This window comes from Microvirga mediterraneensis, from assembly GCF_013520865.1.
Taxonomy (GTDB): domain Bacteria; phylum Pseudomonadota; class Alphaproteobacteria; order Rhizobiales; family Beijerinckiaceae; genus Microvirga; species Microvirga mediterraneensis.
Genome location: NZ_JACDXJ010000001.1, coordinates 245282 through 261519 on the forward strand (window position 1 = coordinate 245282; position 16238 = coordinate 261519).

At 58.2% G+C, this 16238-nt stretch carries 9 protein-coding genes; 4 read left to right on the forward strand and 5 right to left on the reverse strand.

The annotated features are described in order from the left end of the window. The first annotated feature begins 38 nt into the window (after positions 1–38). The 3 genes from H0S73_RS26315 (at position 39) to H0S73_RS01190 (ending at position 6400) form a co-directional block, all read left to right on the forward strand. A complete protein-coding gene (locus H0S73_RS26315) occupies positions 39–2879 on the forward strand; it encodes a PAS domain-containing sensor histidine kinase (RefSeq protein ID WP_181050434.1) in 2841 nt (946 codons plus the stop codon). Next, a complete protein-coding gene (gene fixJ, locus H0S73_RS01185) occupies positions 2845–3465 on the forward strand; it encodes a response regulator FixJ (protein ID WP_181050435.1) in 621 nt (206 codons plus the stop codon). Before H0S73_RS26315 ends, fixJ begins: the two co-directional genes overlap by 35 nt. Positions 3466–3601: 136 nt before the next feature. Continuing rightward, the gene (locus tag H0S73_RS01190; protein ID WP_181050436.1) at positions 3602–6400 is read left to right on the forward strand and encodes a heparinase II/III domain-containing protein; all 2799 of its coding nucleotides are present in this window, start codon (positions 3602–3604) and stop codon (positions 6398–6400) included. A gap of 61 nt (positions 6401–6461) precedes the next feature. On the opposite strand, the gene H0S73_RS01195 is transcribed toward H0S73_RS01190, so the two are convergent. From H0S73_RS01195 to H0S73_RS01215, 5 genes are all read right to left on the reverse strand, one after another. Beyond that, positions 6462–7163 carry a protein phosphatase CheZ gene (locus H0S73_RS01195; RefSeq protein ID WP_246388692.1) on the reverse strand — a complete coding sequence of 234 codons (702 nt, stop codon included), beginning with the start codon at positions 7161–7163 and terminating at the stop codon, positions 6462–6464. Positions 7164–7181: 18 nt separating this feature from the next. After that, a complete protein-coding gene (locus H0S73_RS01200; protein WP_181050438.1) occupies positions 7182–7565 on the reverse strand; it encodes a response regulator in 384 nt (127 codons plus the stop codon). Positions 7566–7614: 49 nt separating this feature from the next. After that, on the reverse strand, positions 7615–8103 hold the full coding sequence (locus H0S73_RS01205) for a chemotaxis protein CheW (protein WP_181050439.1): 489 nt from the start codon (positions 8101–8103) through the stop codon (positions 7615–7617). Positions 8104–8105: 2 nt separating this feature from the next. Further along, on the reverse strand, positions 8106–10904 hold the full coding sequence (locus H0S73_RS01210) for a hybrid sensor histidine kinase/response regulator (protein WP_181050440.1): 2799 nt from the start codon (positions 10902–10904) through the stop codon (positions 8106–8108). A gap of 554 nt (positions 10905–11458) precedes the next feature. Then, positions 11459–12145, reverse strand: a complete 687-nt coding sequence (locus tag H0S73_RS01215; RefSeq protein ID WP_181050441.1) for a response regulator transcription factor — start codon at positions 12143–12145, stop codon at positions 11459–11461. Between the two features lie 956 nt (positions 12146–13101). On the opposite strand from H0S73_RS01215, the gene H0S73_RS26025 reads away from it, so the two are divergent. Next, the gene (locus H0S73_RS26025) at positions 13102–16107 is read left to right on the forward strand and encodes a bifunctional diguanylate cyclase/phosphodiesterase (protein ID WP_181050442.1); all 3006 of its coding nucleotides are present in this window, start codon (positions 13102–13104) and stop codon (positions 16105–16107) included. Positions 16108–16238 lie beyond the last annotated feature (131 nt).

The window sequence follows — 16238 nt, forward strand, 5'->3', positions numbered from 1 at the left end:
ATTTCGGCGCGCTGTTGCAATCGCGACGGTGACATTTCTTGTCGGCCGGGCGTATCAATGGTGTTGCCCTCGGCGATTCTTCACCATTAAGTTTAAATTCTGCACGCGACGCAGCACATGGGTTGGGGGGAATGACTCATACTTCTGCGTTAAATAAGAGAGTCGATGTGCGATCGGGGCAGGATGCCCGACAGATCGCCGATGCCGGTCGCGTCCTCACCGCCATTCGCGACTTCGCGCTGATCACGCTCGACCCTCAAGGACACATTATATCGTGGAACAGAGGCGCTGAGCAAATCTACGGTTGGAGGACGGATGAAGTCCTGGGCCTCCATTTCTCGCTCCTCTATCCATCGGATGCCGTGAGCCGCAATAAGTCCGTTCAGGATCTGAGAGTGGCCGGGAGTCTCGGCCATTTCGGAGATCAGGCGCGCTGCAGAACGAAGCAAGGTGTTCATCTTCTATGCAGGGTCACGATTGATGCCGTCGAGGATGAAACCGGGACCATATGCAACTATGTTCTGACGTCGCGCGACGTCAGCCGTTTCATGGCCGCCGAGGCTGCGCTCAAAACCCAGGAGGAGCGCTACCGGGCCTTGATCGAAGCGAGCGCCGCGATGGTCTGGCGCGCATCGCCGGACGGTTCGATCATCGACGGCCTGTTGGGCTGGGAAACCCCTCACAGCCACTCAGCGATGAATCCCGGAGATTTCGCATGGCTGGACCACGTTCATCCCGATGATCGTGAACGGGCAACGTCGTCCTGGCTCGAGACGCTCGCGTCCGAACAGCCCGGAACAAGCGAGTATCGTGCCCGCCAACCCAGCGGTGAATACCGGTGGGTTCTCATGCGAGCCGTTCCTCTTCGGGATGCCGGTGGCGTAGTGCAGGAATGGGTTGGCACGGTCACGGATATTCACGCGCAGAAATCCGCCGCCGAACGTCTCCGCCAAAGCGAAGAGCAGTACCGCGCCCTGATCGAAGCGAGCGCGGCTATCGTCTGGCGTGCCGCGACGGAGGGATCTGTCACCAAAGTCTGGGGCTGGGAGACGTTCAGCGGCGAGTCCCGCGAAGCCTATATGGGCTTCGGGTTTCTCGACGCCGTTCATCCGGATGATCGCGAGAAGCTGCTCGCGCAATGGCAGGCTGTCCGTACGTCCCAGGACCCTGGCATGTTCGAGTATCGTGTTCGGCGCTCGGACGGGACGTACCGCTGGGTCCTCGCAAGAGCGGTGCCGCTCCTGGGCGAAGACGGCGCCGTGCTGGAATGGGTCGGGACGGTCACGGACATTCACGACCAGCGTCTGGCCGAGATGAAGCTTCGCAGCAGCGAGGAGCGACTGCGACTGGCCATCGAAACGACGGCTCTCGGCATCTGGGATCAGGACCTAGTCACCGGCCGTCGCCAATGGACACCGGAAGCCCGCCAGATCCTGGGCCTTGGACCGGGTGTCGATGTCACCCGCGAGATCGTCCTCGGATGCGTGCATCCCGACGACCAGGACGAGTTGGAAGAAACATTCTATGTCGATGAGCCGGGCGCCAGCCTGACCTATAGCGGCACGTTCCGGGTGTTTCGCGCCGACACCGGCGATGAGCGCTGGGTGACGGCGATCGGCCGCACGATGATCGATGAAATCGGCCGGCCCATTCGCAAGATCGGAACGATTCAGGATATCACGGAACGCAAGCTTGCGGAGAATGCCCTGCGCTCCAGCGAGGAGCGGTTGCGCACCAGGGAGGCTCACCTCCGATCCATTCTCGCAACCGTTCCCGATGCCATGATCGTCGCGGATGAGAGCGGCATCATCCGCTCCTTCAGTGCCACTGCCGTGCATATGTTCGGCTACCGCCCGGATGAGGTCATCGGGACCAATGTCAAGTTTTTGATGCCTTTGCCCTACAGGGAACAGCATGACGGCTATATCCGTCGTTATCGTGAGACAGGTGAACATCGGATCATAGGAAGCGGTCGCGTGGTCGTTGCCCAGCGCAAGGACGGCTCGACATTCCCCATGGAAGTTCAGGTCGGCGAGATGGAATCCGATGGCGAACGGTTCTTCACCGCCTTCATCCGTGACCTGACCGAGCGCCAGAGAACCGAAACCCGGATGCAGGAATTGCAATCCGAACTCGCTTACATGTCCCGCTTCACGGCTTTGGGCGAAATGGGATCGACTCTGGCTCATGAAATCAACCAGCCCCTGACGGCGATCACCAGCTATCTGAAAGGCTGCGGAATGATCCTGAGCGGGATTGAAGGTGATAAAATTGCGCTCGTCCGGCATGCGGTGAACGAAGCGGCCGAAGAGGCTCTCCGGGCCGGCGAGGTCATCCGGCAACTGCGCGAGTTCGTCGCCCGCGGAGGCAGCGAGCATCAGATCGAAGGGCTTCAGAGGCTCGTCGAGGAGGCTGGCGCTTTGGCATTGGTCGGTGCCAAGGAGCAGGAAGTGAAGGTCGAGTTCGACTTTCCCTCGGACAGCCCACTGGTCTTCGTGAACCGCGTCCAGATTCAGCAGGTGCTCCTCAACCTCATCCGCAATGCGATCGAGGCGATGCAGGATGTGAGCCAGCGCGAACTGACGATCAGAGCGAGGCCTTTGCCGGCTGAATCGCTTGTTCAGATCAGTATTCAGGATACAGGGTCAGGGATCCCACCGGAGATCTTGAAGAACCTGTTCAAGCCGTTTACCACCACGAAACAGAGTGGCATGGGGGTCGGCCTCTCGATCAGCCGGACGATCGTGGAATCTCACGGCGGCAAGATCTGGGCGGAATCCGTTCCCGGCGAGGGTACGAGCTTCCATTTCACTCTTAGAACCATCGATATGGAGGACATGGCCAGTGTCGAACACGCCGATCGTGTATGTGGTGGATGATGACATTGGAGTGCGAAAAGCTCTTTCGTTTCTGCTGGTATCGGCCGGGCTGAACGTTCGTGTCTACGAGTCCGCGAAAGCATTCCTCGATGAGGTTCAAGATCCCGGCAGATGTTGCATCGTTACAGATGTCCGCATGCCCGGCATCGACGGCCTGGAGTTCATCCGCCGCCTCCATGGTCGTGGCCTGAATGTGCCGGTTGTCGTCATGACCGGGCACGCGGACATTCCTCTCGCGGTTGAGGCCATGAAGGTGGGAGCCATCGACTTTCTCGAGAAGCCCTTCCGGGAAGACCGCTTCTTGGAAGTGGTGCGCTTCGCATTGGTGTGCGATGAGAAAAGCGTCCGTAAGAATCAGGAGCTTCTTCGCACTCAAGCCAGACTGCAATCGCTGTCTCAGCGGGAGCGCCAGGTACTCGACGGCCTCGTCGCCGGAAAAGCCAATAAGATGATCGCCCACGAGCTGAACATCAGCATCCGCACCGTGGAAATCCATCGATCCAACGTGATGTCCAAGATGGAAGCGAAGAGCCTTTCCGAGCTGATCCGCATGGCTCTGTTTCTCGAAGTGGCTACCGGCAACTAGGCGGGCAGAGCGGTACAGGCGCCCCGGCCCTGTAACCGGCATGTCATGCTCATCCATAGCGCCCTTCTCTCACCTCTGACGTGGTGGAACTCCACACGCCTGCCTCACAATTCTTCGATAAGGCTTTAAGATCCGCATGCCTGAAGTCAGACACATTTCCTCGGCTCCACGAGATCAGGCTGCAGAAGGTTCTAATGGCGACACTCACGTCGTCGCGAACCATAATCGCTGGTCGCGGGTTGTTTTCGACGTCAGGGACGTTTCTAGCGATACCTGGTGCGAGGTCGGATTTGAGATCGCCTGGCATCCGGAAGAGGAAGCGCGGCCCGTTCACGACTTCGCATCGGTCGGCATCGATTTCATGGCGGGGGATGGATCGAGTATCGATTTCGCCTATGTCCCGGGTTTATCCAGGACGCAGATCGATCCTCATAGCCATTACATCTCTGGGCCTGCCTATTATGATCGAAGCAGCGACCATTCCCATTCGGCTCGGGTGCTCTTCAATGTCTTCATCCCGGCTCCAGCACGCCACCTGACCCTTACGATCCGCAGCTGGCGCAACTCGCATCCGTTTACGATCCGCGATCTAAAAGTTCGTCAAAGTGCTCAGACATCTCTGCCTGCTCCTGCGGAACCCACAGGGCTCCAGGCAGAGGACAAGCCAGTACCGGCTTCACGCCGCGCCTGGTGGAATTTGAGTACGACGCCGCACTGGCTGAATTATGGTGTCGCCCCTGGTCATCCGCTCATCGTCCGTGGGCAACTGATCAACAGCGGCAAAGCAAGTGATGGAGCCTTGGCCCGGATCATCTTCCGGGATGCCAAGGGCAAGCAACTCCCCCCTCCCTATGACGGCATCACGTCCTTACCGGCCTACGGGCCCGTCCTCGACATCCCGATCCATCGACAGGCAAGGCGCTTCACGCTTGAACTAGAGCCTCCGTCAGGTGCGGCAACAGTCGAACTCGGCTTCCAGGTCTCAGAGGATGAATCTCAGATCAGCTTGGTCACTCCTCTTGAGGTTTCCATCGGAGACGATCTCCTGCTTGAGAACATTCTAGGAGACGCGATTTCCAATTCGCTTAGCTTCGTGGAGAAGGTCTACGATCGCCTCCACGTTCAGGTTTATCCTGAAACTCAGCGTATGCCTGCGAGCCTAATCGATAAATCGATCGATCCGAGCAATCTCGGACCTCTGTTCACCTTCCATGATCGACTGAGAGCCATCCAGCTCGGGGAAGCGCTGGCGATCACCGATGGCCGCTTGACCCTGTGCGGTCTTGAGCCCTGGCCTCTTCCGGAATCTTTCGAGTGGACGGAAGATCCTTACAAGTCTCCAGCATGGCGCGTGGAATTCCAGTCCCTTTCGTGGCTCCTTGACCTCGCCACCCGGCCGGACCTCGGTGGCCCTGCGAGAGCTGTGGACCTTGCGCTGTCCTGGGTGCGGTCCAACCCCTGGGATGAGCCCAAAGACGCCTTGAGCACATATCCGCGGTCGATGGCGACACGCACAGAAGTGCTTCTGCATCTTCTTGCGCTGACAGCAGCCTCAAAGAACGGTAAGGATATCAAGCGCCGGCAGGCTCTCTTCGCCGAGATTATAAGATACGGTTTCGCCCTCTCCGAGATCGCAAGCCAGAATATCTTCTCGCCCTCCCTCATTCAGCTGCGTACCGCATGTGCGTTGCTTGCCGTCGCCCGCGCCAATCCTCTCTTTCCCTTGGCGTCTTACTGGGCATCCATCGCTCTCGCCCAACTCAGCGCTGGCTTCGAGCAGCTGATCGGCCCCGATGGCTCGTCAGTCGAACAATCTCTTCATGACCGGCTTGAGATGATCTCCATCGGATTGCTCTTGGCGCACAGCCTAAAGGACAGTCCCGAGGCAAGGGAGTTTCGAGAGCGCCTGACCGTCCGCCTGAGTGCCGGCCTCAAAGTCATCGTCGGGATGACCGACCCCGGCGGAGTGCTGCCGCCTCTCGGCGATACGCCGCGCGGCTATCATCATGCATCCTGGCTGAGACGGCTGATCTCCAGTTACGGACGACCGCTTCTGGCAGATGCCGAACTGGCACAGGAGCTGTCCTATCCGACAGGTCCACGGATGTTCACGTCCGAAGGGGACGGCATCGTCGTCCTCCGGGATTATGAGCGAAAGCCGCACTGGAGCTACTTCTGTGCTTCCTTCGGCGAGCAGCGCCATGAGAATGGTCATTTCAACTGCTCGTCCTTTGTGTACACGGCCCGTGGCACCCGGTGGATCACGGATCCCGGAGGATCAAGCCTCCATGACACGGGTTCGATCCGGCATTTTCTGACATCGTCGCGAGCTCACAACATCGCCGGCCCGGACGGGAGAGATCAGTCATCGGGCCATGGGTGGATCGAGGCCAGAACGTCGTTCAATCACGCGAATATCATTCGCATCGGGACGAACGTCTATGGCCCCGGTTACGATCACGCCCGCGTTTTCATATGCCTGGACAATCTCAGCGCAATCGCCGTCTTCGATTGTTTCCGAGGCTCCGGAGCATCCCTCTCGTTCGTTGGGAACCTTCACTTCGAGGAAAATGTCGCCGTCGCGCTGACAAGTTCGAACCTTGCAATCGGATTCCATGGCAAGAACCGATTGCGCATGGTCCCGCACGCCGTGGCGGGTGAATACAACGGCATGGCAATTCTTAACGGTTGCAACGACCGTCGCGGATCGCTGCAGGGCTTCGTCTCCCATACACGGGGAGGCCTGCGCCCGGCCAATGTCCTGACCTACACATTCTCCGGCTCGGGCGATGTCTGTGGAGGAATGATCCTCACGATCAGCGACCAAGGCTTCCGTCGGATCATGGATCTGTTGGCGACTCCCGAGGTCAGGACAATGCTGCAGATGCCAGGACGTCAGCGTTCGATTGCGCCGCAGGACCCGATAGTTTCATGAGGCGATAACCCGGCTGATGCGAGGCCGGGTATCGCTTCAGGCAGCGATTAAAGGTGCCTCATCAGCCGAAAAGCGCGTCGATCGCATCCTGGGATGTTACCCCTTTGTCAGTCGCGAGAGCGGGGCCATTCAGGAGCGCTGCGTCTCCCTTTCGACCGGCTTCGTCCACCGGCTCGATGTCCTTGAAGCTTTCGAGACCGCCCCAGATGTCGATCATGTGATGAACCCGCTCCTCGACGAACTTCATCGCGTTGACAACCTTGCTGATACGCTGGCCCGTAATGTCCTGGAAGTTGCAGGCCTCGAAGATGCTGATGACGTGGTCGAGGATCTCACGGGCGATCTCCTGGTCACCTCCGGTAAGACGCGACGACAGATTGCTGGATAGATCGTCGATCTTCTCGGCTGCGGCCAGGATCGAATTTGTCGCCGTCTCGGTCCCAAGAACGATGGCTCCGAGCTCGTCGGTTACCCGCGTGATCTCTTGGCCTTGTGTGCCCGCATATCGAAGCGTCGCGATCTCTCTCTTGGTGCGCTCGATGGCCTCGTAGATCGAGTCGAGCTCCACCTTCAAACGAAGGGCCTCCTGCATGTCGCGGCGATGCTCTTCGAGCAGGGATGCCGAGATTTCGCGCGCGGGCACGATGGATTCTTTGATCGTTCCGAGCATGCTCATGATCTCGGAATGCCGCTCCTGGATACCCTCGTCATATGGAAGGGCATCCATGCTCGCTTCGATGCGATAGCTCTTACGTGACTTCATGACCGTGCCCGCCATCACTTATCCGTTGAAAACGGCGCTGATTTTTGTCCGCAGCGTCTCGGCGTTGAAGGGCTTCACGATGTAGTTGTTGACGCCGGCCTTCTTGGCCGCAACGACGTTCTCGGTCTTCGCTTCGGCCGTGACCATGATGAAAGGCAGAGTGCTCAGCTCCGCATCGGAACGCACCTGCTGCAGCAATTCATATCCCGTCATGGGAGCCATGTTCCAATCGGAGATCACAAGGCCGTACTTCCTGGCCCGCAGCTTCTCCAGTGCGGCCTGTCCGTCGGAGGCATCGTCCACGTCGTTGAAGCCGATCTGCTTGAGGAGATTGCGGAGGATTCGGACCATCGTCTGGTAATCATCGACGACGAGAACGGGGGTGGAAAGGTCAAGGCTCACGGTATCAGATCCTTATGGGGCCCACATGCGGGCTCGAGTTGCGAATGGCTTACGCAGCTTCCCGCTCTGTCTCGAAGGCCAGGACGGCATCGACGTCCAGGACGATCAACAGCTTGTCGTGCAGCTGATGCACGCCTTGCGACAGACCGACCCAGCCCCGGTCCATGTGAACCGGATTGGGCTGCATCTCATCCGGGTCGAGCTTGAGGACCTCTCCGACCTCGTCCACGAGCAAGCCATAAGCCTCGCCATGGTTTTCCAGACCCACCGCCATTCGGCGCTCCGTTCCGCCTGAATCACCCAGGCCTAGACGGCGACGCAGCGATACGGCAGTGACGACCCGGCCGCGCAGGTTCAGCAGACCTGCAATCTCTCCAGGCGCCAGCGGCACGGTGGTCATCTCGCTCACGACGAAAACATCGTGAACCCGGCTTATCGGCAGGCCGAGCAGCTGCCCAGCAACCGACACCGTGACGAATTCCATTTGCTTGGAAGCTCCCTTAGTCACCGTGGACGTGATCGGATCGATCGGTTTCATGATCATGCAGCCTCTTCAAGCGATGCGCTGAGCTCGGCCAATGCGGAGAGCAGTCCCCGCCGGTCGATCTTCGACACGATTTCAGAAATGCGCAGCTTCCTCGCCAGAGCGATCTGCTGCGGATCGGGCTTGACCGTCATGCCGATGACGGGCGTCGCGCTGTGATGCGAGTCCGCCCTCAAGGAGGCAACGAGTGCGAAGCCCGAATGGCCCGTGAGTTCAAGATCCGTCACGACCACATCGACCTGCAACCCGTTGGACAGAAGGCGAACGGCTTCCTGGGCCGTCGTGGCCGTCTGAACACGGTAGCCAGAAGCCTTGAGGACCGGGACGAGCATGTCACGGAAGAAGGTCGAGCTGTCGACCAGGAGCAGGGACCTGTCCGGCCCGTTGCGCCGGTCTCTGCGAGACCAAGTCTCAAGCACCATGGGGAGGTAATGAGCGATGTTAACGATTTCCGTGGTGCGACCGCGAACGACTGCGGACCCGACCAAGTCCGAACGCTCCGCGAGCAGCTCCACATCGAGCTTGTCTTCGACGATGTCCACGATCTCGGCGACGGCCAGTCCCATGGAGACTTCACCGTCAGAGAACACCAGCAGGGATTGCATGCCCTGCCGTTTGATGGTGAGTTCATCGTCGCAGGACACCAGCGGCATCAAGCGCCCACGGTACTGGATGACCGGGCGCCCGCTCGACCATTCGATGGTGGACGCATCGATTTCTTCGAGGCGCGTCACCAAGGACAGGGGCACCGCCTTGAGGCTCTCGCCTCCGCCACGGAAGAGGAGAAGGCTCGTCAATTCCTCCGCTGCAGCGACCGTCTGTTCGAGGCCCGCATCGGTTTGGAACTCGTTGGTATCGGCACCGGAGCCGACCATCCGGGCAAGTCCGTTGGGATCGATGATGAGCACCACGGCACCGTCGCCGAGAATGGTGTTACCGGAGAAAAGCTGAATATGCCTCAGCTTCGATGACATCGGCTTGACGACGATTTCCTCGGTATGGAAGACGCCATCCACCAGGATGCCAAAGCGCTGATGGGCCACCTGCGTCACGACCACGAAGCCATGGTTCGCATCTTCATTCGCAGAGAGGCCCATGACTTTCGAAAGCGGGACGATCGGCAGCAGCCGGTCGCGCAGGCGAAGAATGGGAGTGCCGTTGATCCGCTCGATGGAATGTTCCGACGAGGGAGAGACCCTGACGAGCTCGGAAACAGCGACCTGCGGAATGGCGAAGCGCTGGTCCTTGGAGGCCACGATGAGCGCCGCGACGATGGCGAGGGTCAGCGGGATCTTGATCGTGAACGTCGTCCCCCGCCCCTGCTCGGAACGGATGTCGACAGTACCGCCGATCAGTTCGATATTCGTCTTGACGACATCCATGCCGACGCCGCGGCCTGACACGGACGTGACCTTCGCGGCGGTCGAGAAGCCGGGATGGAAGATGAACTTGGCCACCTGGGCATCGCTCATCCGCTCCACTTCGGCATCGCCAGCGATGCCTCTTTCGACCGCCTTCTTGCGGATTGCCGCGAAGTTGAGCCCTTTGCCGTCATCGGCAATCTCGATCGTGATCGAGCCACCCTCATGATACGCGTTGAGGCGGATCGTGCCCTTCTCGGGCTTTCCGGCGGCCTTGCGGTCTGCCGGGTTCTCGATGCCATGGTCGGCGGAGTTGCGGACCATATGCGTCAGAGGATCCTTGATGACCTCCAGCACTTGCCGGTCGAGTTCCGTATCGGCCCCCTGCATCACGAGTTCGATCTTCTTCGAAAGCTCGTTGGAGAGATCGCGAACGACACGCGGAAGCTTCTGCCATGCATTGCCGATGGGCTGCATGCGGGTCTTCATGACGCCGTCCTGCAACTCGGCCGTTACTTGCGAGAGACGCTGCAGGGGCACCTTGTAGCCGTGATCCTCGGAGCTCCTCCGGGCGATCTCGAGCAACTGATTGCGGGTCAGAACGAGCTCCGACACCATGGTCATCAGGTGCTCGAGCGTGTCGACGTTGACGCGGATGGTTTGAACCTTCCCGGCAATCCCTTCGCCGCCCTCGCTCGAATCCGACGTCTCGGCATTCTTCCTGGCAGCGGGCGGAGGCGGCGGAGCCGATGCCTCGGCCTTCGCTACAGGCGCAGCCGGCTTCTCGATGACGAGCGGTGCGGGACCGGGCGCCTCACGGAAGGCCCGCTCGAGTTCGTCGAGAGACACCTCGCCCGGCTTGAGGGGGCGTTCGAGCACCTGGTACCTCAAGGTACCGGATGTCAAAACCTTTTCAGGGCCCGGCGCGTCCTGGAAGGCGCGCTCGAGTTCATCAAGCGAAACCTCCCCGGGGCGCAGTTCCCGTTCAAGAACTTGATAGACCAATTGCCCCGATGCCTGCTGTGACGTCGGCTGCGAAGCAGATTCGGGAGCGGGCGCCTCTTGCGAGGCCATCTTCTCCAGCTGCCCGATCAGGTCGTTGTCCGAACCTTCGGGCTCCGCCCCCTGGCGCTCCAGCTCACCCAGGATCTCCTTGATCCGGTCGAGGGTCGTGAGGATCAGGGACACGGCAGGAGTCGTCACCGGCATCCCATCGCGAAACTTGCCCATCAGGGTCTCGGCCGCGTGCGCAAGCGCCTCGAGGCGAGGCAGTCCGAGGAAGCCGCAAGTCCCCTTGATCGTATGAACCAGGCGGAAGATGTTACTCAGAATCGCTTCGTTGTTGGGGTCCTGCTCGAAGCGGACCATCTCCACATCGACCGTCTCGAGATGCTCGTTGGTCTCGGTGAGAAACTCAAGAAGAAGGTCGTCCATTGCCGTGTCTCAACTCTTACTACGCGAACTGATCGGCATAGATCATCAAGCCGTCTCAGATGGAGGATCGCGCGGCCTTCACGCCGGCAACAAAGCGCTGAACATCATGTCCACGCTGGGAATGCGGGAGGATCTTCCTTGATCCACACTCAACTGATCTGAAGCAGCCTGCTCGAACGCGGTTGCTTCTGAATTGAGATCGGCACTGCTCTTATTGTCATGCCCCGCCCCGGTACGCTTTTCACTTTGTCAGGCTCATTGCTAATCTTTTTATGGGACAGATCCGGAGCTGCTCAGCGCCTTAGTTGGCTGCGAGTTTTATTCCGGTGCGCTTACCCATCCTGACAGCTTCGATCATGACGTTGAGGAAGAATAAGGGTCCGTTTCCTGCAATAAAGTTAACAAGTTGATGGAGAATGGGAATTATTTAGAGCTTTAAAGACGAACGGCCACCGCGAAGGCTAATCCTTCGGCGATGACCGCAGCCGCTGTCTCAATGCTTGTCTGGGACTTGAGGGCCCGCATCCTATCCGACGAGCGCTCAAGCAACCCGCTTAGGAAGCCGCGCCGACGTAGGAGTACCCAATGTACCGCTTTGCGTCGATGGGATCGTAGCCAAGACGTTGCCGGAGCTTCTTACGAAGCTTGCTGATATGTCCTTCGACAACGCTGTCTTCCACATCGTCGCTGTAGATTCCATAAACCGCGTCGAAGATCTGCTTCTTGGTCAGGCGATGTCCCCGCTTGCGAACGAGATATTCGAGGATGTGCCGCTCGCGACGAGGGAGCGACAGAGGCAATCCGTCGATCTCCGGATCACGGCCATCAAAGAAGACCTTGAGACGGTCGGTATCGTTCTGCGGCTTCTTTCCTGCGCTTGCATTAACCCGTCTCCAGATTGCTTCCGAGCGGGCCAGGATTTCCCGGACATGGACGGGCTTGCGAACGACATCATCGAATTTCGCTGTGAAGAGTTCCAGGGTTTCTTCAAGGGAGCGAACATCGCTCAAGGCAATAATGGGTGCCTTGGAGTAGCGGCGAATGCTCTCGGCAGAGTGAACCCGCTCTTGGAAGGTGCCAAGGACAAATCCTTGAACGGCCTCGAGATCGGCATCGGATGCTGATTCCAGCCAATCGGTAAATTCATCTGCATATAAGCCAAGGGAGGATATGCCTTCACGCTTGAAACTCGCAACATATCCGGACGTAACCATCTGCCGGTCATCGACGACGATATACATATTATTCTGCCCCGCCTTAATAATTAAGCGCGTTTTACATAGTTTTTACTTGCCGCTTGGAATTTTTACTCGACTCGTTTGTGTCTTGCGGCAACGGTCAGAAGATATGAATTAACGATTGCGCGGACAATACGTAAATAATGGGAGCACTCTCTAGGTTATGGTTAATGCCTCTTAACCAACCTTAAGCAGTCGTTAAACTCGTCCGTTGGATGCTCAATTGCCGGATGTTGCTTTCGGTAATCCAGGCAACGATCTGATAAGGCAGACATTTTTCCGTAGCTTACGTTCCAGGGTTACGGAAAGCCTCAACCCAAACCAATTTCTACAATATTATTACTAAGTAGTGTCCGCAATTTCGGCGTACGTAAAACCACCTATTCTTTACCGCAACTGCTCCGCATGACCACAAGCTGGCTCGGGCAAGAATCCTGAGGCTTCGATGCCGGGTTTCCCGGGGGTCGCTGGACTTTCAGGCCCATGATGGTCTTCATCGCTCTGCGAATCGACATATGAGGAGCCGATCACCCGAGTACGGCGTTCTGCCGCATGAAGATTGCGCGAAGATGCCTTCGCTCTCGAAGCGACTTGATACTGTCTCTTAGAGCCCGCACCTCATAGGATAAGAGTTCCGAATGGCTCATACGGCTCACATTGCGAAACCGTTAACCGTAAATCTTGAGGAGCTTTTCGGCTTCTTGACCCCTGTCCGGCGACAAGGTTATGCCTTGAGACGACTATAGTTCAGATGATTGCGGACAATAGATCGGTCAGCACTATGGCGCACCCCGTTCATGGGTGGCATGACGCTCTGCCATTTTACCGGTACTGAGCCCGGATGTTCTGTGAGCAACGGATCGAGTGACTCTCGATGCATGATGCTGTTCCGTTGAGTCGGTTGAATTCCGACATGTCCCAAACACCCTAGACGCCTCCGAGCGGACAGATTTTGAACGATGGAATGTCCTGGTCCCAGCAATCTTCCTCCCTGGGAGGAGGTCGACCGTCTTGCTGCGCTCCAGAAATACGACATTCTGGATACGGCGCCGGAGGTCGAGTTCGACAGCATCGCCAGAATCGCGGCCCAGGTTTGCGGTACTCCGATCGCTTTTATTTCCTTCCTCGACGAGCACAGGCAGTGGTTCAAATCCAGGATCGGATTTGAGATTACCGAGACGCCGCGCGAGTTCTCCATTTGCAACCATGCTATTCGTCAGCCTGGCATATTCATTATTCCCGATGTCGCGGTCGATCCTCGTTTCGGAAGCAAGCCAGCCGCCAGTACCGACGCAATGCCGGCATTTTATGCCGGAGCGCCTTTAAGGACGAAGGACGGATTACCCCTTGGAATGCTGTGCGTGATCGATTACGAGGCGCGCCCCTCTGGTTTGAGCACACAGCAGGAAGCAGCCTTGGCGGCTCTCGCTGAGACAATCATGACTCAACTCGAGCTAAAGCTCGCCACGAGGACGGCAGCAGATCGTGAGGAATTCACGCGACGCCTGCTGGCAAGTTCGAATGACTGCATCAAGGTTTTCGACCTGCAGGGACGCCTGCGCTTCATGAGCCAGGGTGGACTGCGTGCAATGGTGGCGGAAGAATTCGCCTCGATCGAAGGGGTCGACTGGACGTCGTTGTGGAGCGGCGTTGCCGCAGAGGATGCATCTGAAGCGTTCGAGAAGGCCAGAGCCGGGGGCACCGGCCGTTTCCAAGCGTCTCGCGAAACGGCAACGGGAATATTGAAATGGTGGGATGTCATCGCGACCTCCATCATGGGCCGAGACGGAACCCCTCAGGGGTGCCTATGCATCTCCCGTGATATCACGGAGTTTCGAAGGGCGGAACAGAACCTACACAAGAGCGAAAGGCGTCTTCGCACGCTCATCGAAGCTATGCCGATCTCTTTCTCGTCGCCGCAAGTCGTATGGTTCAGCGATGCGGAAGGCGAGTTCACATACTTCAGCGACGCTTGGTATGAGTACACGGGGCTAAGCCCCGACATAGGATGCAAGGAATGGCACTCGGTCATCCACCCTCTGCACCGTGAAGAGATCCTGGAACTGTGGAAGGGCTCCATAAGGAGGGGAATACCCTTTGAAATGGAAATACCCCTTCGGCGTTCGCCCGATGGGATGTATCGTTGGTTCATCGTCAGAGGAGAGCCTCTCAAGAGCGAGCAAGACAAGCCCGAACAATGGTTCGGTATCGCCTTGGATATTCATGAACGCAAGGAATCCGAGCGGGCCTTGAGCGAGAGCGAAGAGCGCCTCCAACTTGCATTGAAGGCAGCCCATATGATCGCCTGGGAGTTCAATCCGCAAACAGGAATCACGACGAGATCCGACAATTCGCTCGCACTCCTGGGAATCCAACCGGGCGCCGACAAGAACTTCCTGACAGGCATTCATCCTGACGATCATCGGAAGGTAGAAGACTTCCTGCAGCAGATACGGATCAGTGGCTCAGATTCGGTCGAATGCCGCTACATCATGCCAGGTGGAGCGATCCGCTGGCTGCGGGCGCGCGCGGAAAAAACGGCGCCGGATAGGATCGTTGGCGTGACGTTCGACATCAGCGAGCAGAAGGAAGCGGAGGAAGAGATATGGCGCTCGGCCAATCACGATGCGCTGACGCGCCTTCCCAACCGCAATCTCTTCCAGCGTCGGCTTGAGTCAGCCCTCACCGCAGCCAATCAGAACGGCACATGCGTGAGCCTTTTGCTGATCGATTTGGATGACTTCAAGGATATCAACGATACATTGGGGCATGACGCAGGCGATGCCTTGCTGCAGGAGACGGCGCGCCGCCTGTCCGCCATGATCCGCAGCTGCGATACCGTCGCCCGGATTGGCGGCGATGAATTCGCCGTACTTGTCATTGATCCTCTGAAGCTCGAGAATGCCACGCGCCTTGGCACCCTGATCGCCGAGATGCTGCGCCAACCCTTCACTTATCAGAAGCGGACTCTCATCAACCGTGTGAGCATCGGTATCGCGGCCTTTCCGGACCACGACGGAACGCCGGCGGAACTGATCAAGGATGCGGACATCGCGATGTATCAGGCGAAATCGCAAGGCCGCAACCGGGTCTTAACCTACTCCCCTGAAATGCGCAAAGTCATCGAGCAGCGTGTCTCCCTCGGACGCGGCATGCGTGAGGCAATCGCCAAGGATGAGATCATTCCGTTCTACCAGCCTAAGGTAAGCCTCGCGACAGGCGAGATCGTGGGCCTCGAAGCACTGGCGCGCTGGCAGCATCCCACGGAAGGTCTCCTGACACCGAGCTTTTTCGGAGCCGTTTTCGATGACCATGAAATAGCGGTCTCAATTGGCAAGCTCCTGACTTCGAAAGTCGCCGCCGACGTGCGCCAATGGCTCGATCAGGATCTTCCGTTCGGGCGGATTGCACTCAATCTGTCTCCGGCTCAGTTTAGCCAGTCGAATCTCGTCGATACCATGCTCAGGACCTTCGACTGGCTGAAGGTGCCACCGACGTCCTTCGAGGTTGAGGTCACGGAAACTGTCCTCCTGGGGAAAAACTCCGATAATGTTTCCTCAGCTCTTACACAGTTCCGCGAGAGCGGCGTCCAGATTGCGCTCGACGATTTCGGTACCGGCTATGCCTCATTGACTCATCTGAAGCAGTTCCCGGTCGATCACATCAAGATTGACCGCAGCTTCGTGCGGGATCTGGAACAGGATTCCGACGATGAGGCGATCATCACTGCCGTGATCAGCCTCGGCAGAAGCCTGCAGCTTCAAGTGACGGCAGAAGGCGTGGAAACGCACGGCCAAGCGCGGCGTCTGCGTGAACTGGGGTGTGACCATGCTCAAGGTTATCTTTATGCAAAGCCGATGCCCGCTGCCCAAATCGTGGACCTTGTGAGGCGCTGGAACGCAGTGCTCATAAAGCCGCGCCAGATACGAAGCGAAAAGCTATTAAGCGGCCGAATTTCCCTGTAATCCTCTTTGCCGCCTGCTGAATACAGCAATATGGCGAGGGTAAGAGGCATTTCTTTGCGCCTTGATGCAGTTTTCATGGAAACATCTCTCCCATGAACGAACACAGGCCCAGCAGCGGATCAGGAGAAGGT

Excerpts from the sequence above, each read along its gene's own strand:
- H0S73_RS26025 (WP_181050442.1), top strand. The coding sequence starts at position 13,102 with ATGGAATGTCCTGGTCCCAGCAATCTTCCTCCCTGGGAGGAGGTCGAC.
- H0S73_RS01195 (WP_246388692.1), bottom strand. The coding sequence starts at position 7,163 with ATGAAGTCACGTAAGAGCTATCGCATCGAAGCGAGCATGGATGCCCTT.
- H0S73_RS01215 (WP_181050441.1), bottom strand. The coding sequence starts at position 12,145 with ATGTATATCGTCGTCGATGACCGGCAGATGGTTACGTCCGGATATGTT.
- H0S73_RS01210 (WP_181050440.1), bottom strand. The coding sequence starts at position 10,904 with ATGGACGACCTTCTTCTTGAGTTTCTCACCGAGACCAACGAGCATCTC.
- H0S73_RS01205 (WP_181050439.1), bottom strand. The coding sequence starts at position 8,103 with ATGAAACCGATCGATCCGATCACGTCCACGGTGACTAAGGGAGCTTCC.
- H0S73_RS01190 (WP_181050436.1), top strand. The coding sequence starts at position 3,602 with ATGCCTGAAGTCAGACACATTTCCTCGGCTCCACGAGATCAGGCTGCA.